12 protein-coding genes are annotated in these 19155 nt (G+C 41.6%); 11 read left to right on the top strand and 1 reads right to left on the bottom strand.

Translation table 11 applies throughout. From position 1 onward, the window contains the following. The first annotated feature begins 26 nt into the window (after positions 1-26). From NIES592_RS23495 to NIES592_RS23485, 3 genes are all read left to right on the top strand, one after another. On the top strand, positions 27-269 hold the full coding sequence (locus NIES592_RS23495; RefSeq protein ID WP_073557070.1) for a hypothetical protein: 243 nt from the start codon (positions 27-29) through the stop codon (positions 267-269). 218 nt (positions 270-487) lie between these two features. After that, on the top strand, positions 488-2290 hold the full coding sequence (locus tag NIES592_RS23490) for a serine/threonine-protein kinase (protein WP_073557069.1): 1803 nt from the start codon (positions 488-490) through the stop codon (positions 2288-2290). Between the two features lie 291 nt (positions 2291-2581). Further along, positions 2582-3475 (top strand): SDH family Clp fold serine proteinase, encoded by an 894-nt coding sequence (locus NIES592_RS23485; protein WP_062247909.1) that lies wholly within the window; start codon positions 2582-2584, stop codon positions 3473-3475. Between the two features lie 102 nt (positions 3476-3577). On the opposite strand, the gene NIES592_RS23480 is transcribed toward NIES592_RS23485, so the two are convergent. Further along, complete coding sequence (locus NIES592_RS23480) at positions 3578-4234, bottom strand: peptidoglycan-binding domain-containing protein (RefSeq protein WP_073557068.1); 657 nt, start codon at positions 4232-4234, stop codon at positions 3578-3580. A gap of 373 nt (positions 4235-4607) precedes the next feature. Here NIES592_RS23480 and NIES592_RS23475 point away from each other — a divergent pair, with 373 nt between their 5' ends. From NIES592_RS23475 to NIES592_RS23430, 8 genes are all read left to right on the top strand, one after another. Beyond that, entirely contained in the window at positions 4608-6023 is a 1416-nt protein-coding gene (locus NIES592_RS23475; protein ID WP_073557067.1) for a hypothetical protein, read from the top strand. Between the two features lie 240 nt (positions 6024-6263). Continuing rightward, a complete protein-coding gene (gene rimP, locus NIES592_RS23470; protein ID WP_009458839.1) occupies positions 6264-6725 on the top strand; it encodes a ribosome maturation factor RimP in 462 nt (153 codons plus the stop codon). A gap of 231 nt (positions 6726-6956) precedes the next feature. Continuing rightward, positions 6957-8261: a transcription termination factor NusA gene (gene nusA / locus NIES592_RS23465; RefSeq protein WP_073557072.1), complete on the top strand. Its 1305-nt coding sequence runs from the start codon at positions 6957-6959 to the stop codon at positions 8259-8261. A gap of 15 nt (positions 8262-8276) precedes the next feature. Further along, positions 8277-8552, top strand: a complete 276-nt coding sequence (locus NIES592_RS23460) for a YlxR family protein (RefSeq protein WP_062247903.1) — start codon at positions 8277-8279, stop codon at positions 8550-8552. A 423-nt stretch (positions 8553-8975) separates the two neighbouring features. Further along, the gene (infB, locus tag NIES592_RS23450) at positions 8976-12113 is read left to right on the top strand and encodes a translation initiation factor IF-2 (protein ID WP_073557066.1); all 3138 of its coding nucleotides are present in this window, start codon (positions 8976-8978) and stop codon (positions 12111-12113) included. A gap of 685 nt (positions 12114-12798) precedes the next feature. After that, complete coding sequence (locus tag NIES592_RS23445) at positions 12799-12996, top strand: hypothetical protein (RefSeq protein ID WP_009458835.1); 198 nt, start codon at positions 12799-12801, stop codon at positions 12994-12996. Between the two features lie 738 nt (positions 12997-13734). Then, a complete protein-coding gene (locus NIES592_RS23440) occupies positions 13735-14490 on the top strand; it encodes a foldase protein PrsA (RefSeq protein ID WP_073557065.1) in 756 nt (251 codons plus the stop codon). 1492 nt (positions 14491-15982) lie between these two features. Continuing rightward, positions 15983-19048, top strand: a complete 3066-nt coding sequence (locus NIES592_RS23430; protein ID WP_073557063.1) for a peptidase domain-containing ABC transporter — start codon at positions 15983-15985, stop codon at positions 19046-19048. The last annotated feature ends 107 nt before the right edge of the window (positions 19049-19155 follow it).

Below are 19155 nucleotides of genomic sequence, written 5' to 3'. Positions count from 1 at the left end.
AAAATTACGCCTGATGTGAATTGAATATGGAGACGCAATATTCCTTGCGCCTCGTAAAAAACGTTTTTTTAGAAATCGACCACCGATACACACCGATAAACACAGATAACACAGATGGATCTTTCATGGGTGGTTGGGTGGTCATTGGTTTGTTGAGTATTTCCCATGATCTATTAGCGCCTTTGTTAATTCACATTAGACGTAAATTAATAATTGAGGGAACAACACCGAATCAAATTAGAGGGATTAGCGTAATATTTAATTGGTAATTGGTAATTGTCAATTGCTAATTGGAAAAAATTAGAATAAGTTCTTACCAATTACCTATTAGCGGGTGACGGGGCAGTGGCACCATCATTTTTTTTTAAATGAGGTTTTCACATCACCCAATCTTAATAAAGCGGCAAGTCAGAAAAGTACCAGTGTCTACAACCATAGTTGGCTGCTGTCGTGTCAAAATAAATAGCAGATTTAGCAATTATTACTAATGGTTTGGAATCCAGGACAACGGTTGTTTGGGGGACGATATATCATCCAAGGAAAGCTAGGTGAGGGTGGAATTGGTATCACTTACCTCGCCACCAACGAACATGGAGAACCGCGGGTAATTAAAACCTTAAAAGAGGAAATTTTCAATAACCCTGCCTGGAAACCGCACCGAGACAAATTAAGGCTTGATTTTCGGGATGAAGCTGTAAGATTAGCTGTGTGTCGCCATCCACACATAGTACAAATAGAAAATATCTTCGATGAAGCAAATATGCCTTGTATGGTGATGGAGTACATCGAAGGTGAAGACATGGGTAAACGCTTGCAACGGGTAGGAATGCTGCCAGAAACAGAAGCACTACTTTATATACGGCAAGTGGGCGCAGCTGTAACTGTGATTCACCGCAAAGGCTTGCTACATCGGGACATTAAGCCGCGCAACATCATGCTGCGCAACGGTAAATTAGAAGCTGTTTTGATTGACTTTGGCATTGCCAGGGAATTTATTCCCAATGTTGTACAGAAACATACAGTTTATCGTACTCCTGGTTTTGCCCCTCCTGAACAATACGAATTAGAAGCACCACGGGGAGAATACATTGATGTCTATGGTCTCGCAGCTACTTTGTACAGTTTGGTAACTGGGATAGTACCAACTAGTGCAGAGGAGAGACGCCGCAACATCCCTCTGCAACCACCACAGTACTACAATCCTAATCTTAGCCACAAGGTAAATCAGGCAATTCTGCGGGGTATGGAATTGCAACCCAATTTGCGTCCTCAAAGCGTACAAGACTGGCTAAATCTACTAGATTCTGAGTTTGAGGAAGATTCATCTTTACCACCCACACAAATTATCACTACCAAAGCACACACTCAAACTACTGTTTTATCGAGCCAAAGGCAGTGGAAATGTATAAACACTCTCAAAGGCCATGCCAGCATGGTGCAAACTGTGGCAGTTAATAGTGACAACCAGCTTTTAGCTAGTGGTAGTAGTGACACCACTATCAAACTGTGGGATTTGGAGAGTGGTAAGTTACTGCGTAGCCTTGGACGTTGGTTTTCTGGCCATTCCAGTATGGTTAGTAGTGTCGCCTTCAGCCCAGATGGAGAAATTCTTGCTAGTGCTGGTTGGGATGAGACTATTAAACTGTGGTTAATTAGTTCTGGAAAAGCAATTCGCACTCTCAGAAACCACAGCAATTGCGTAAATTCTGTCTGCTTCAGTCCAAATGGACAGATGCTTGCCAGTGGCAGTGCTGATTGTACGATTAAACTATGGCAGGTCAGTACAGGTAGAGAAATTCGGACTTTTGCTGGTCATACTGATACTGTTTGGTCTGTTGCTTGGAGTCCGAATCGAGAAGTTATCGCTAGTGGTAGTGCTGACTACACAGTCAAACTTTGGTATATCAATACAGGTCAAGAAATTCGCACTCTCAGAGGACATTCCTTTTTTGTGAATGCAGTTGCTTTTAGTCCAGATGGCGAAATGATCGCCAGTGGCAGCGCTGATTCTACTATCAAACTATGGTTAGTAAGTACAGGTCAAGAAATTTGCACTCTCACAGGGCATTCTAACTCAGTATGGTCACTTGCTTTTAGTCCTGACGGAGAGTGGTTAGCTAGCGGTAGTTGGGACAAAACCATCAAAATTTGGCACGTAAGTATAGGTAAAGAAACGTACACTTTAACTGGCCATTTGAACTATATCCGATCTGTTGCCTACAGTCCAAATGGACAAATTTTAGTAAGTGGTAGTGATGACGACAGCATCAAAATTTGGCAGTGCAGGTAAAGGAGATGGGGAGGTGGGGTGTGAGGGGTGTGTAGACGCGTAGCGGCTTCCCGTAAGGGTGGAGTGTGAGGAGTGTGAGGAGTAGTAAGCTGTTAACTGCTAACTACCAATGTACAGACGCGATGTTCCTCGCGTCTGTACCCACTAACCACTAACTATTACCAATTACCAATTACCAATTACCAATTACCAATTACCCAATATGCTTTTGCTTCTCCAGATAGAACTGCCGGTTCTCAAAAATTGGGACAATAATGACGTTAAACTGTGATTTTTAAGTATTCAAATTCTATGAGTTTCGGTATCGGTGATTTATTTTGGATATTTCTGCTTTTTTCGTCTTTTCAACCGATTTGGCAAAAACGTCAGATTGAATATCGACGCTTCAGCGCCCTTCAAGAATTTGAACGACAACGCAAAAGTAGAGTTATTTTTCTGATTCACCGCCAAGAGTCTATTAGTTTACTGGGAATACCCATATCACGCTACATTACTATCGAAGACTCAGAACAGATTTTGCGGGCGATTCGTCTGACTCCACCAGATGTGCCAATCGACCTAATTTTACATACTCCCGGTGGTTTAGTCTTAGCAACTGAACAAATTGCTAGAGCCTTGATTCGTCATCCGTCTAAAGTTACAGTTTTTGTACCCCACTATGCCATGAGTGGTGGAACCATGCTTGCTTTAGCTGCTGATGAAATTATTATGGATGCCAATGCTGTTTTAGGACCTGTTGATCCTCAACTTGGAAATTTCCCCGCAGCAAGTATTCTGAAGATTTTAGAAGATAAACCTATCAGTGAAATCGACGACCAAACGCTGATTATGGCAGACTTGTCGCGCAAAGCTATGCAACAAGTACAAAACTTTGTGCGGACTCTATTAAAAGACAATATACCAAGGCAAAAAGTTAAGCCAGAAAATATCGAAAACATCGTCCAAGCCTTGACAAGTGGACGCGTCACTCATGACTATCCCATCACAGTTGAAGAAGCAACAGAAATGGGGTTGCCCATAACAGTAGGGCTACCACGCATAGTTTATGACTTGATGGAGTTGTATCCCCAACCACAAGGTGGACGCCCAACGGTACAGTATATCCCCATGCCTTACGATGACCGTCGCCCTATTTTACCAGTTCCCAAGGGTAGACCCTTAGAAGAACCAACTCAAATGCGTTAGTGGTAATGGGTAATTGGTAATGAGTAAATAAAAATACTATTACCAATCACCAATTACTTGCTAACCACTAACTACCAATAAATTCAGCTACTTGTGTTAAATCTAAGGTGTAGATGTTGGGGTTGCTGTTGGTGTTGCCGTGGGTGATGGTGTAGATGTTGGTGTTGCTGTGGGTGATGGTGTAGATGTTGGTGTTGTTGTGGGTGTTGGGGTTGCTGTGGGTGATGGCGTTGCCGTAGGTGATGGTGGTGTAGATGACGGCGCTGCTGATGGATTTTGGAGTATCCTCTTAGCCTCTTTGTCAAGTCGCTGCCGCAATGCTAAGTCGGCAATTCCTGTTTGGGGAATTTGTAGTTTTTTCTGATAAAGCTTGACTGCGGATTGGGTTTGAGGTCCATAAAATGGGTTTTTAGGTAAAAGAGGATTTGGTTTAGCCACCAGATTTAAGTTTGCCTGGAGAATCCTGACAATATTTGCCGCAAATGCTTGGGTTTTTGGCCCGGCTATACCATCCACTGGTTGCAGTCTATAACCCTTTTGGAATTCTTGAATTGCTTTTTTAGTTTCCGCATCTGTTAGAGGTGCATTTGATACCGTAACTTTATAGCCTAATCCTTGCAGTACACTACGAAATTGCTGTGGAGTATAGATTTGTTGCTGTACTGTCGTAGGTGTTTGTGCGATCGCTACACTTGCTGCGACTGTTACTATGCAAACAGTAGCTACACTCAGGCTTGATTTGCCAAATTCACACCACATAATTCAAACTCCTTTTTATGAAGCCAGCAAAATATTGATGTTACCAGAACTAACAGATGCATTTTAAGTTTATATAAATACTTTGGCTGAAATATTAATGATTTTTGATTAATAGCATTATCTTCAGTTTAAAATTGGATAATTTGTATAAAAACTTTTTCATCCTTATCTGGAAAAAGTATTTTTACTTAAAAACAAGATATGCGAAAAAGTTTAAATCAGCAGAATTTAGATTGTTTAATGGTAGCTGTTGGTTGTTGGGTGTTTGTTGTTGAGTTTAGTTGTTTGTTGATAATTTGATTCTTTACAATCACCGACTCACTACTGACCACTAACTACTAACTAATAACCACTTACAATATTGATAGAAAGAATGTCTAATTCAAAATCTCTCAATAATTCCAAGCTATGGTTTGAACGAGTGATGGCAATTATTGCCACTATCAACTTATGCTTAGTTTTGTTTAATTTAAGTTATATTTCTTGGCGGGATAGATATTTACAATATGTACCGCTAATTGTGACTGCTTATGATCCAGTAAAAGGTATTGAACCTCATAGGGAAACTGAAAAATATCTCAACACAATTGATGAACTGAAAAATCAGGTTAGTAAAACTGGGTTACAGTCTCCCGAAGCAGAATCCCAGCTAGCTGAGTTACGTCGTCTTAGTGTTGAAATGATAGTCAATAATCCGTTTGCATCAGCTAATAAAAGTGGCACGTTGGAAAAAATCAAAAATAAAATGCGTGTCCACATGAACCAAGAATCTGCCAAAAAAGCCTTCGCCATTTTTTGGACTCAAGAATATTTAGTGCAAAAAGGCTGGACAAATGAATTTATGTTTTTTAACCGGCAAATCAGACCTTTAGTTGCTACTAACTACTATCGGAGAATTGGAGAAAATGGTGAATATATTGATTATTTTTGGCTGATTGATTTACCTTTTGTATGCATATTTGCTGTGGAATTGCTCATCCGCAGCTATGATATTAAACGCCGCTATCCCAGTTTCAGTTGGTTGAATGCAATTTTGTGGCGCTGGTATGACTTATTTTTACTACTACCTTTTTGGCGTTGGTTACGAACTATAACTGTGATCATTCGTTTAGACAAAGCACAAATATTAAATTTGCAGCCAATTAGAGAGCAAATCCACGTGGGTATTGTGTCAAATTTTGCAGAAGAAATCACTGAAATAGTTGTAGTTAGAGTGATTAACCAGGTGCAAAGTTCTATTCGCCGGGGTGAATTAGTTAGTTGGTTTTTGCGAAAAGAGAATTTGCGTCCTTATATAGATATAAATAACGTCAACGAAGTAGAAGTAATCGCGGCAATTTTAGTACAAACTACCGTCTACCAAGTTCTGCCTAAAATTCAACCAGAAATAGTGGCTATTTTGCAGCACAATCTTGAACGTGCTTTAAATAATTCCCCTATTTACCGCAACTTGCAAAACTTGCCTGGAGTAACAAAAATACAAACACAATTGAGTCAACAATTAGCAACTCAAATCACCACAAATCTATACAATGCTCTTGTGACTACAGTGGAAGATCCTGTTTCCGCAAAACTCTCTAGTCAGTTAGTGCAACGCTTTAGTCAAGCCTTAGGAGAGCAAATACAACAAAAACACGTACTGCTAGAACTGCAAAGCTTACTTGTAGACTTTTTAGAGGAAGTCAAGCTGAACTACGTCAGACGCCTATCCCAAGAGGATTTTAATAAAATTTTAGAGCAAACTAGGCAGTTGAGGAGCGTGGGGAGTAAGGCACGGGAGATGGGGTGATGGGGTGATGGGGACTGGGAGGAGTGGGAGGAGTCCAATAATAACCCCACCAACAACCACCAACAACCACCAACAAACAACAAACAACCACCAACAAATTCTTTCTTGCTTCTCGCCAAAAAAAAAATACGCTACACTCAAAGAGAGGCGAATCAACTTTGATTCGTCTAAAGACTTCTTGGAAGATATCCCTATCGCAGGAAGTGGGTAAACACCCACTTTTTTTGTTGGAATTGTCGCATGACTCATCCTTTAGTCCCACAAATTATTGATTTGGCCACACCAGTAGCAGAAGAACTGGAATTAGAGATCGTTGGAGTAGTTTTTCACACCAACCAACGTCCACCAGTTTTGCGGGTGGACATTCGCAACCCACACCAAGACACTGGGCTGGATGATTGCGAAAGGATGAGCCGCGCTTTAGAAGCAACTCTAGATGCGGCAGAAGTCATTCCAGATACCTATGTTTTGGAAGTATCCAGTCCTGGTATCTCCCGACAATTAACAACAGACAGAGAATTTATTTCCTTCAAAGGGTTTCCCGTGATAGTTTCCACCTCCCCGCCCTACGAGGGACAGCAAGAGTGGACTGGGCAATTAATTCGTCGGGATGAAACATCTGTTTATTTAAATCAAAAAGGTCGGGCGATCGCAATTCCCCTGACTCAAGTTACCAAAGTGCGATTGGATGAGCGCCGATAGAAGAGGGGAAAGGGATTGGTGATCAGGGATCGGTGATCGGGATCGGGAGAAGACAAGGGAAGGAGGACAAGGAGAACAAGGGAGACAGGGAGAATATTTTTGATAAATTCTCTGCGTCTTCCTCTCCTGGCGATCCTTGTCTTCTTCCCCTAGTTTGACTTGCCTTCTCATTCGCTAGTGCCTAATCACCAATCCCAGAACCCCAATTATTTAAGGAGATTGCTTATGTCAATGGTTAGTTTACCTGGTTTAAAAGAGTTAATTGAAAGTATAAGTAGAGAGCGTAATTTACCTCGGATGGCAGTGCAATCAGCCATTAGAGAAGCGCTATTAAAAGGTTATGAACGTTATCGTCGCGCCCAAAATTTAGACCGCAAACAATTTGATGAAGATTACTTTGAAAATTTTGATGTCCAACTAGATGTAGAAGAAGAAGGTTTTCGCGTCGTTGCGACTAAAACAATAGTTGAACAAGTCACCAACAACGACCATGAAATTGCCCTGCAACAGGTGCAAGACATGGGAGGCGAAGAAGCACAATTGGGTCAAGAAGTAGTACTAGATGTTACCCCAGACCAAGGGGAATTTGGCCGCATGGCAGCAATGCAAACCAAGCAAGTATTGGCGCAAAAACTGCGGGATCAGCAACGGCAATTAATTCAAGAAGAGTTCCAAGATTTAGAAGGAACAGTTCTACAAGCCAGAGTATTGCGGTTTGAGCGGCAATCAGTGATCCTGGCTGTAAGCAGTGGTTTTGGTCAACCAGAGGTAGAAGCGGAATTACCCAAGCGTGAACAACTACCTAACGACAATTATCGAATTGGTGCTACATTCAAAGTCTATTTAAAGAAAGTTTCTCAAGGTCAGCAACGCGGACCACAGCTATTAGTATCTCGGGCTGACGCGGGTTTAGTAGTCTACTTATTTGCCAACGAAGTGCCAGAAATTGAAGATGAAGTCGTACGCATCGTCGCAGTGGCACGGGAAGCTAACCCCCCATCCCGTCATGTCGGACCTCGGACTAAAATTGCTGTAGATACCTTGGATCGGGATGTAGATCCCGTAGGTGCCTGTATTGGCGCCCGCGGATCGCGAATTCAAGTAGTAGTCAACGAGTTGCGAGGTGAAAAAATTGATGTCATTCGCTGGTCTCCAGACCCTGCTACCTACATTGCCAATGCCTTGAGCCCAGCACGAGTAGATGAAGTGCGTCTGATGGACCCAGAAACCAGGCAAACTCACGTCCTGGTAGCAGAAGATCAACTAAGTTTAGCAATTGGCAAAGAAGGACAAAACGTCCGCTTGGCTGCTCGTTTAACTGGTTGGAAAATAGATATTAAAGACAAAGCTAAGTATGATCATGCAGCAGAAGATAGTAAATTTGCTGCTGCTAGAGCGAAATACGCCGCAGAACTTGAGGAAATGGAGCAGGAAGAATTAGACGAGGAGGAATTGAAAGATGAAAATCAACCAGAGTTAGAAGATGAATTAGACAACGAAATTGAAGACGAACTTTATGATCGCGATGCAGAATAGTTAAAACATTATTAAATGAAACCAAACTATCGACGTTGTATCAGTTGTCACAAAGTGGGTCTAAAAAATGAGTTTTGGCGGATTGTCCGCGTCTTTCCTTCTGGGCAGGTACAATTAGATGAGGGCATGGGGCGCTCAGCCTATATATGCCCTAATATGAGTTGTTTAAGTGCAGCTCAGAAAAAAAACAAACTCGGGCGATCGCTACATGCATCAGTGCCAGAAACACTGTATCAAACATTGTGGCAGCGCCTATCCCAAAGTAATCTCCCAAATCAAATCGAGCTTTAACTGCTTAGGCGGTCATCCCCAGAGGAATTGTGCCGACAGCCGCACCCCAAGCGCTATCGCTACATCCTCTATTATGCTCGTATTTAATGCCAAAATAGTAATAGGGTGTCTGGCAAATCGCTCTTTAAATACTTAAAGGGGGCGAAGCAACACTCAAAACATAGACTTACGCTCAATGTGTTGTGGAAGACTCAGAATCAGCAAAACAAAAACATAAAAAATTGCAATCTGGTAGCGCCCACGCGCAGTCCGGCGTCAACCATCGTTTTAGGTGGCGATGCCAGCCTTAAACCGAAACATCTCTCTTTCCTAATTGGAGGCACCGGCAACAAAACGGCAACCTAAAAACAGTAATCAAAGGATGGAGATGTCGTAAAAGCTGGCATCCATCCGCCAAAACTGTAAATTATAGGGGAAGAGTGGATGAACAACGGCAAAGTTAGAATCTACGAATTATCAAAGGAATTGAATTTGGATAACAAAGAGCTATTAGCAATTTGCGACCAGCTCAATATCGCGGTCAAAAGCCATAGCAGCACCATCACAGAATCCGAAGCAGAACGCATTCGTTCTCAAGCGGAAAAAGTGGCGGCTACGCACCAGATGTCAAAAAAAGAGCATCATGGTGCAATTAGTCATAAGCCAAATACAGCACAAATACCATCTCGCAATCGACCAGCTGCATCCCAAAAACAAGAATTGTTAGAAATTCGCAAACCAAAACCACCTAAAAATAGCCCCGGCAACGCCCTTGAGGCGTCAGCTGCTACCAATAGTCAATTTGCTTCTTCTGAAGTTAACCCTCTGTTACCCCCCAGACCTTTCGCCACACCAGTCTCATCCATGAAGCCGACGGCACCCATTCGACCTGTTTCCCGAAATCAGTCTGAGGCAATCAAAGAAACTGCTGCTCTAGACGCAGACAATACGCCCAAGTCAAACCAGCCCAAGGAGAAAATGGCAGCGGAAAAACCAGAATCAACTTCCCCTGCACCAAATAAGCCGAAACCAGAAAAACCCCAAAAACCACAACTGGTTGCTCCACCCACAAGGCCTGCTGCGGATAAACCGCAAACCACGCCCCAGCCTCATCAACCAGAAAGACCTATCTTGAAGCGCGATCGCGATCAGACTCGAGACCAGGTCAAAGGTAAGGGAAAATCACAACCTGGCACAAACGTAGAGGCTGGACAGACCACTCAACAGCCGCCTAGACCAGGGCGTCCAGTCACCGGACAGCCAAAGTCGGAGCAAAAAGGCAATAAAGGAGTCCCCGTTGCCGGAGATACCCCAAGACCCAAGCCACCAACACGTCCAACTCCCGCACCAGCAGCAGTAGGACCACAAAAACCTGGGACAGTATCACCAAAATCACAGATCGTCAACGAGGTAGAAACAGAGACAGAAGAAGACACTCCAGAAATCATTGAACTCAAGCGTCCCACACCTCCACGTCAACCAAAAACTGGTAAAAAGTGGCAGCCGGAAGAAGAAATTGACGAAGTCAAAGAAACTGGTAAGGCTAGAGTCGGCGCTAAAGGCAAACGTATCAAGCCTATTGTTGATGACGAGGACTTTGAAGAAGATTTCCTTGATGATGAAGATGCAGAGCTAGCTGCTGCTGCTGTGGCGGTCAGTAATGCGATCGTCCGTCCGCCTAAACCGAAAACTAGCAAACCAGCACAGCCTGCTGCTGTTGTCGCTGCTCCGAAGCCAACCAAAAAAGCCCCTGCTGCCGCTCGTGACCAACAACGTCGCCCACAGGAGCAAAAGCGCGAACGTCCTGAAAAACTAATTGTCACAGGCACGATGACCGTGCAAGAGTTGGCTGATGCATTGGTAGTTGCTGACACAGAAATTGTCAAAATTCTGTTCCTCAAAGGCATGGCGGTGAGTATCACTCAAAGTTTGGATATTCCCACAATTACTTTAATCGCCAACGAACTAGGTACAGAAGTCGAAACCCAACAACCAGAAGCTGAAGCCCGTAAAGTCACAGAAATGATCGACGTGGCAGATCTGGAAAACCTTCAGAGACGCCCTCCAGTGGTGACAATTATGGGTCACGTAGACCACGGTAAAACTACCTTGCTCGATTCAATTCGTAATACCAAGGTAGCTGCTGGGGAAGCAGGTGGTATTACACAACACATCGGTGCTTACCACGTAGACGTAGAACATGATGGCAAAGTCCAGCAAGTAGTATTTTTAGATACACCTGGTCACGAAGCCTTTACAGCCATGCGGGCGCGGGGAGCGCGGGTTACAGACATTGCCATTTTAGTTGTGGCAGCTGATGATGGTGTCCGTCCCCAAACAATTGAAGCTATCAGCCACGCTAAAGCCGCAGAAGTACCTATTGTTGTTGCAATTAACAAAATCGACAAAGAAGGCGCTCAACCAGACCGAGTTAAGCAAGAATTGACTAATTATGGTCTGACTCCAGAGGAATGGGGCGGTGATACAATCATGGTTCCTGTAAGTGCGATCAAAGGTGAAAATCTGGATACGCTACTTGAGATGATCCTGTTGGTCGCAGAAGTAGAAGAACTGTCTGCTAACCCAGATCGTCCTGCTAAGGGAACAGTGATTGAAGCTCACCTCGATAAAGCCAAAGGCGCGGTTGCAACTCTGTTAGTGCAGAATGGTACCCTGCGGGTAGGCGATATCCTTGTGGCTGGCTCGGTATTTGGTAAAGTGCGAGCCATGATCGATGATCGAGCGAGAAAAGTAGAAGCTGCGACTCCTTCTTTTGCTGTTGAGGTACTCGGTTTAAGTGACGTGCCAGCAGCCGGAGATGAGTTTGAAGTCTTCCACAACGAAAAAGAAGCACGCGCACTCGCTAATGAGCGTGCAGAGAAACAGCGTCAATCCCGCCTCATGCAAGGCCGCGTTACCTTGGCTGGGATCTCAGCTCAAGCTCAAGAAGGCGAGTTGAAAGAACTCAACTTGATCCTTAAGGCAGATGTCCAAGGCTCAGTCGAGGCAATTGTGGGATCACTCAAGCAAATTCCACAAAACGAAGTCCAAATCCGCTTGCTGTTGGCTGCTGCTGGAGAAATTACCCAGACAGATATTGATCTGGCGGCTGCTAGTGGAGCCGTTATTATTGGCTTCAACACCACTTACGCTAGTGGTGCAAGACAAGCTGCCGATGAAGCTGGTGTAGATGTACGAGAATACAACATCATCTATAAACTTCTAGAAGACATCCAAGGTGCTTTAGAAGGTCTGCTAGAACCAGAGTTAGTAGAAGAACCTCTGGGTCAAGCAGAAGTACGTGCTGTCTTCCCTGTTGGTCGCGGAGCTGTTGCTGGTTGTTATGTCCAATCTGGCAAACTGGTTCGCAACTGCAAAGTGCGAGTACGTCGTGGCGGTAAAGTTGTCTACGAAGGAATTCTGGATTCGCTGAAGCGCATGAAAGAAGATGCCCGTGAGGTCAACACAGGGTTTGAGTGCGGTGTTGGCATCGATAAATACAGTGACTGGACGGAAGGCGATATCATCGAAGCCTACCAGATGGTGACTAAGCGTCGTACCCTCTCGGCTGCGGCGAGATAAAACAGTGGCTGGGAGAAGAAGTGAACACTTCGTATCTGGGCTAAACACCGGACATGGAAAGTTAATAGCAAAACTCTCCATGTCAAACCCATATTTATCAAATCTCTCTCTGGCTTGATCACCTTTCCCCAAGCCAGAACTATAATTTAATTAGTTCAGTAACAAAAATTAATTTTATTAAATTTATAAACTTCCATTTTTACTGTCTTGAAAATAGGTGTAGGGGTGTAGGAAGATTGATATTTTCGTACACTCATTGTCATTGTATGTAGGCTTTCCCCCATGGGAATTTGACTTGGCAGTAATGATAGTTAATTTAAATTAGAAGATATTATGTTCAAATTTTACTATCACCGTAGCAAATTTTACCAGGTTTCTAATCTTATATTTGCAAGGGTTAAAACCGATTAAAGCTGTTTTGCTGTTTTTAAGCAATATTATTGTTCTCAGCAATTTACTGTAAGCATAACGTCGCTTTTAGTCACAAATGAAACAGAATTTGCTGCCATAGAAGTATTAGCCTTAATAACAACAGGTTTGGCAATGTTTCACAATCATAGGAGTGCAGGCAATAATACCCTTTAACCTTTCCTACAAAAGTGTATCTACTTAATTTGTAAGAGGTATACATAATTAAGGATGTGAGTAAGTCTACCAATTAAGCTAAAACTAAGGACAAAAACCTATGGCTCTAATTCAAACTTCTGGCGATCGCCAATCATCTGATAATCCTCAAATTTGGACTCATTTAAAGAATGCGATCGCCGCTAGTTCTGGTTTCCAGCGCTGGTTGTTGGAACGCGATACTCAATTCCAAAAACTTACCCTGGAACAACAGGTGCAGAGGTATCTACGAGAAACTTTAGAAAATTTAGCTTACTGAAAATACATCACTTGTAGCTTATTTCCTAGATAGCAAAATTAACTATTGCTATTCTCCCCTAACTAAAGATGTGTGCATGTGACAAAAAGCCTTTGCCTCAAAAGGTATATGGATACACAAACAGCCCTATCTGGTAAGTGGGGGGATATGTATGAAAATTTTCAGCGTTTTCTACAGTTAGAATTCATCTTTTTCGATAGAAAAAGTGGAGCAGTAGAAAGCCAGTTCTTTAATGCCTAATTAGTCTATTAATCAAGAGTTTCTTGATGATAATTTTGTTTTGGTTTATCTCAAATGACTTCAAAGTATATAAGTTAGTTAATTTATAATTTACATTTTGTACCTGTTGCAATAGCTAGGAGGCTGAGCCTCCAATCTCCTGCTACCAAGTTCAACTGGCTCTTTTTGAGAAATCCTATTACACTCCTAAACTCTTATACACCTATACCCTTTATCCTCATATCTAAAAACCTTTATATGTAAAAGGTTTGAATTAACTTACCTCAAACCTAACTCCGGATTTGAAACTCACAAGTGTAATTTTCAAATTCCATAGGTGTGTAGCGTCGTTTTTAGGTACTGTTAATTCCGACTTAAATCGGAATCCTTTCTTTCTCTGCGGCATAAAGGCAAGAATTCAGAACTATGCATCTTCACTTATCACCTCTTGCCTTCTAGCTTATCCGAAGGACTGATAAGCGTGAATATTTCGTAATCCAAAATCCGTCTTGAAAATCTATGACTGATATTTCTCAAATAGGTATTTCTACTGAGGAAATTATTAACTACCTCAAAAGTGAAATGAGTTTGAGGGAAGTATGTCAAAAAATTTTATATCAAAGAATTATAAACAAGGTCGCCCAAGAGAGGGGCATAATTGTAACTACAGAAGAAATTGAAATTGAGGCAGATCGCCAACGTCGGGAACAACGTTTAGAAAAAGCTGTAGATACATTGACATGGTTGGCTAAGCAACTTGTTAGTCCTTATGATTGGGAAATTGGAATTCGTAATCAACTGCTAGCACCAAAACTAGCACAAATACTGTTTGCTAAAGAGGTAGAAAAGTTTTTTAACCAAAATCGCCAAGAATTCGAGCAAATAGTTCTTTATCAAATAATAGTGACGTGTGAAAAACTCGCTCAAGAACTTTATTACCAAATTGAAGAAGGTGAAATTAGTTTTTATGAAGCGGCTCACATTTATGATATTGATGAGCATCGTAGACAAAAATGTGGTTATGAAGGGAAATTTTATCGTTGGGCTATCCAAGCCAATATCGCTGAGGTTGTATTAGGAACTCCTCCTAAACGCATAATTGGTCCGTTGAAAAGTGAACAAGGCTACCATATTTTGATGATTGAAGAAGTGATAGCAGCAGAATTAACACCTCAAAGATATGAAGAAATTATCAATAATATGTTTCAAAAGTGGTTGGCTAGTGAAGTAGAGAATTTGTTAAATTCTTATGAAATATACATAGATACATTCTAGATTCATTTGAGATATATTATAGATACACAAAATAGTTTTTTAAATTGTAATTTTTTGATACATCAAATTCAATTATTTGCCAGATAAACACTGATATTACATGGTGATCGCTATATTGAAATGAGTCAATTCCAAAATCTCTCAGTCTTGATTTTGATTAAAGTGACAAAAAGAATAAAAAATATTCATAATCAAGAATTTAGACAACTTTACTCAATGAGAGTTTTGTTTTTAGGCTTTAATATCTTTTTTTTACTTTTTTCTAAATCTATGAAATCTTATTTTACAAAAATATTTTTTGAAGAGTTGATAAAGAAATAATGCAATAAGAAGCAAGTCTTGTAAATTTAATAAAAATATATTGAAAATTATATAAATATACAGAATAATTGTAGTGGCTAAGAACTATCAGTTGAGACTGAATTATTTATTGCAGTATTTTAGTCAAAGGCTCCATTCTATCAATTTAATTTCCTGATTTTGCCAAAACTTTTGCTAATAATACAGTTTTCAACAACTTAGTGACATCACAAAGTACCAATTAAATATAGCAAACATGTATATAGGACTCCTATTGGATTTTTGAAAATAATCCGTACATTTTGAGCTTAAGCATGACCATATGCTTTTCCTATTACCTGTTGCCTATTGCCTGCCTATATGAGTAAATTCACCAGATAAAATCGGATTACTATAGCTTGGAAAACTCATACTTTTGCACAACAGTAAGTTTTTAGAAAAGCGTTGTGTTTCATTTTGCTAAAAAGGATATTTTGTTAAGTAATTCAGTCTTTTGATAGATTACTAGGAAAGTCTTGAAACACAAAAATAGGGGTTGCAATGGTTTTATGAAAAATATTTCGATTATCAATTTTTTTGTCTAAGCTAGGGCAAATTCTCTTGCTAACTAGCGATCGCACTTAAACACGCATTACTTCTACAAAACAGACAGACTCTTGTTAGACTTGGGTAAACTTCGATGCAATAACATCTTTCTCAAAACTGCTGGTCGCCAGCATAAATCATTTGTCATTAGTGAATATTAAATACCAATGGCTAATGATAAATGGCGTGAAGTTAAAAATGCAAGGTCATAAGATCGACTTGGATTTAAATCGTAGTCAACCTTGTGCAGTACCATACACCAAGTAAACATTTCAAAGAGCTAGAAATGGATTTGAAGTTACTGTTGTCTTTGAAGTTTACAACAGCCATGCTTTTTGCTTACATGTTCAAGGTTATATCCTACCACCTGTCAGTTCAGCATCGATGTCTTCTAGTAGCGACGTCTATTTTATAATTTCACAACTTCTAAGAAACACAGAGTTTATGAGGGTACTGCTAACTTAGCTTTTTAGAGCTAACTAATTTTGCAGCTGTGAAACCTTGACCATAAGAATTGCAAAAACAGTTGCAGTGAAATTGTGTGCCCGCATTTTGTGATTGACCAATAGGCTGGTATCCAAAAAAATTCATTGTTGGAGGTGAGCGAGTGTTATCTGTGTTTTCTGAGCAACAACTAGTGGCTCAACAACTCACCATAACTTTCGGTGAGATGCTCTCAACAAACGAATTAGAGGACTGTTTGGCGGGAGCAGAAATTATAGAACCACCTGTAGCAAAGCAGTTTTGGCAAGCCACAGAAGGTGAAATTGGAATTTATATTGTCATGGCAGGTAAAGTTAGACTGCTAGATAGCTGTGATAACTTGATCGCCACTCTGACGAAAGGAGAAACATTTGGTGAAATAACCCTGTTTCCCACAGCAGAATTCCAGCTATATGTAGCTAGAGCTTCCCATCGCCTAAAATTGTGCTTCATCAGGGGTGAAATACTGCAACGATTGATGCATAGTTCTGCTCAAATCGGCGATCGCCTTTATCAAAAAGCAGAAATTTGGGATTTGTTGGTTAGTTATAGCCAAAACTCATCACAGCTTCAGATACCTGTGCCGGAAATGTTTAAAGTTTTATCGTTATGTGAACGGCACAGTTTGGAAATTGGCTCCCTACCCGTAGAACTATACCAAGATCAGCAATTGTGGCTGCTTTATCGAGGAGAACTGCTAGATGCTGATGGTCAAAGGCTAACTCAAGGAGATGTTTGTGTTCTCAAAACACAAACTAGCTGGCAAGCAGTTACACCCACAATTATTTACTGTCTTAAAAGTCATAATTGGCAAACAGCACTGCATTACTGTCCACAGTTAGAGATATTAGGCGGTTCGCATTCAACACAAATTGACATTGATGAGGAAAAAATACCGCCAGTAAACAAACCAGAACGCCACAGAAAAATTATTCCTTTTCCTGGATCAGAAACATCTACAAAACAACCACAGCCAGACCGAACAAGACAACGCCCTTATTTTCCCAGTCCAAAAGTGCAAATGGGGCATTGGTGGGGACGCCTGACCCGTCGCTATCCCTTTTATGCCCAACAAAGTGCTTCTGATTGTGGTGCAGCTTGCTTGGTAATGATTGGTAGCTATTGGGGCAAGCACTTTAGTGTGAATCGTCTGCGGGATATGACCAACGTCAGCCGTAGTGGCGCATCTCTACGCGCTATTGCCACAGGCGCAGAAAGCCTGGGTTTTGTTACCCGACCTGTGAAAGCCAGTTTTGATAAATTGGCAGAGCAACCTCTACCTGCAATTGTTCACTGGGAAGGCAAGCATTTTATCGTCGTCTATGAAATGACGAAAAAGGTTGTAATTGTGGGTGATCCTGCCATCGGTCAACGCACCCTCACCCATAAGGAATTTCAAGCGGGTTGGACTGGTTATGCATTGTTGCTGCAACCTACAGCCCTACTCAAAGATGCCAAAAACCAAACTACTAGCCTGTGGAAGTTTTTTGAGTTAGTCAAACCTCACCATAGGGTACTACTAGAAGTCTTCATCGCTTCAGTCCTGATTCAGTTATTGGGATTGGTAACACCAGTGTTCACCCAGTTGTTATTAGACAGGGTGTTAGTACAACGCAGCTTTACCACCTTAAATGCGATCGCTGTGGGGATGATCATTTTTGGCTTGTTCCGGGTGGTCATGAACGGAGTACGGCAGTACTTGCTGGATCATACTGCCAACCGCGTTAGCCTTGCCTTACTAGTAGGATTTATCAAACATACCTTTCGTTTACCTCTCTCGTATTTTGAGTCCCGTTACGTCGGCGACATCGTCTCCCGCGTCCAAGAAAACGAAAAGATTCAGCGCTTCCTGACTGGTCAGACATTATCTATTTTGCTGGATTTGCTGACATTGGTAATCTATCTAGGCATGATGTTCTGGTATAGCTGGCGCATGGCGTTGTTTGTATTGTTCACTGTACCGCCATTTTTTATCTTGGCACTGGCTAGCACTAGTATTTTGCGTCGTATCTCTAGAGAGATTTTTAACGCTGGGGCAGAAGAAAACAGCTATCTGATTGAATCCTTGACAGGAATTCGTACTGTTCGCTCTTTGGCAATAGAACAGACGGTGCGCTGGCATTGGGAAGAACTGCTGAATAAATTAATCAGAAAAGCCTTTACTGCTCAGGTAATCAGCAATCGCCTCTCGGTGATTACTGGTGTCATTGAAACCTTTGTAAATACCGCTTTACTTTGGTACGGAGCATCGTTAGTTATTAACCAAGAACTCACCATTGGGCAATTAATTGCTTTTAACATGCTGGTAGGTAACGTAATCAGTCCTTTTCAAAGGCTTTCACTGCTATGGAATGAATTACAGGAAATAGTTATTTCCACTGAACGTATTAATGATGTCTTAGAAGCAGAACCAGAAGAAGACTTACAAAATAAACCCCGGAAATCTTTGGATAGTCTGCGTGGTTATATTCGCTTTCAGAATGTTACCTTTCGCTATCACCCAGAAAGTGAGACTAACGTTTTAGAAAATATCAGCTTTGAAATTCAGCCAGAACAAATGGTAGCTGTGGTAGGACGCAGTGGTTCTGGGAAAACGACCCTGAGCAAATTAATTTTGGGTTTATATCCATCTACCGATGGCAAAGTATTTATCGATGGTCAAGATGTCACTAGTATTTCCTTGCGATCGCTCCGTTCCCAAGTTGGTGTAGTAGACCAAGATACCTTCCTCTTTGGGGGTACTATCCGCGAAAACATTGCCATAGCTCATCCAAATGCTTCTCTGTCAGAAATTATCCAAGCAGCACAAATGGCTGGAGCAGATGAATTTATCCAGCAACTGCCATTGGGTTATGAAACCCAAATTGGTGAAGGTGGTGGAATGCTCTCCGGTGGACAACGCCAACGTCTAGCAATCGCCCGCGCTTTACTGGGAAATCCTCGCTTGTTACTTTTGGATGAAGCTACTAGCCACCTAGACGCAGAATCAGAACGCATTATTCAAAACAATCTCAAAACCATTCTGAAAGAACGCACAAGTATCATCATTGCTCATCGTCTTTCTACTGTTCGCAACGCTGACTTAATTTTGGTTTTGGATCGCGGCTTATTGGTAGAAAGCGGTACTCATGACGAACTCATCGCCAAAAAAGGTCACTACTACTACCTGAATCAACAACAACTATCTTAAATAGGTTGATTGTTGGTTGTTGGTGGTTAGGTTCTGACTTCCGAATTCTTATACCTAAAAAATGATAGCGATCGATGGAGCAAACGCTTATCCAATAAATGTTTCAC

This window comes from Fischerella major NIES-592, assembly GCF_001904645.1.
Classification (GTDB): Bacteria; Cyanobacteriota; Cyanobacteriia; order Cyanobacteriales; family Nostocaceae; genus Fischerella; species Fischerella thermalis.
Note: the sequence above shows the minus strand (reverse complement) of the source record. Positions and strands in the feature narration are given on the sequence as shown.

Bases quoted from the DNA above. Each gene is read 5' to 3' on its own strand.
- NIES592_RS23490 (WP_073557069.1), top strand. From the start codon at position 488: ATGGTTTGGAATCCAGGACAACGGTTGTTTGGGGGACGATATATCATC.
- NIES592_RS23445 (WP_009458835.1), top strand. From the start codon at position 12,799: ATGGCTCTAATTCAAACTTCTGGCGATCGCCAATCATCTGATAATCCT.
- NIES592_RS23480 (WP_073557068.1), bottom strand. From the start codon at position 4,234: ATGTGGTGTGAATTTGGCAAATCAAGCCTGAGTGTAGCTACTGTTTGC.
- NIES592_RS23440 (WP_073557065.1), top strand. From the start codon at position 13,735: ATGACTGATATTTCTCAAATAGGTATTTCTACTGAGGAAATTATTAAC.
- infB (WP_073557066.1), top strand. From the start codon at position 8,976: ATGAACAACGGCAAAGTTAGAATCTACGAATTATCAAAGGAATTGAAT.
- NIES592_RS23485 (WP_062247909.1), top strand. From the start codon at position 2,582: ATGAGTTTCGGTATCGGTGATTTATTTTGGATATTTCTGCTTTTTTCG.
- NIES592_RS23460 (WP_062247903.1), top strand. From the start codon at position 8,277: ATGAAACCAAACTATCGACGTTGTATCAGTTGTCACAAAGTGGGTCTA.
- NIES592_RS23475 (WP_073557067.1), top strand. From the start codon at position 4,608: ATGTCTAATTCAAAATCTCTCAATAATTCCAAGCTATGGTTTGAACGA.
- NIES592_RS23495 (WP_073557070.1), top strand. From the start codon at position 27: ATGGAGACGCAATATTCCTTGCGCCTCGTAAAAAACGTTTTTTTAGAA.
- nusA (WP_073557072.1), top strand. From the start codon at position 6,957: ATGGTTAGTTTACCTGGTTTAAAAGAGTTAATTGAAAGTATAAGTAGA.
- rimP (WP_009458839.1), top strand. From the start codon at position 6,264: ATGACTCATCCTTTAGTCCCACAAATTATTGATTTGGCCACACCAGTA.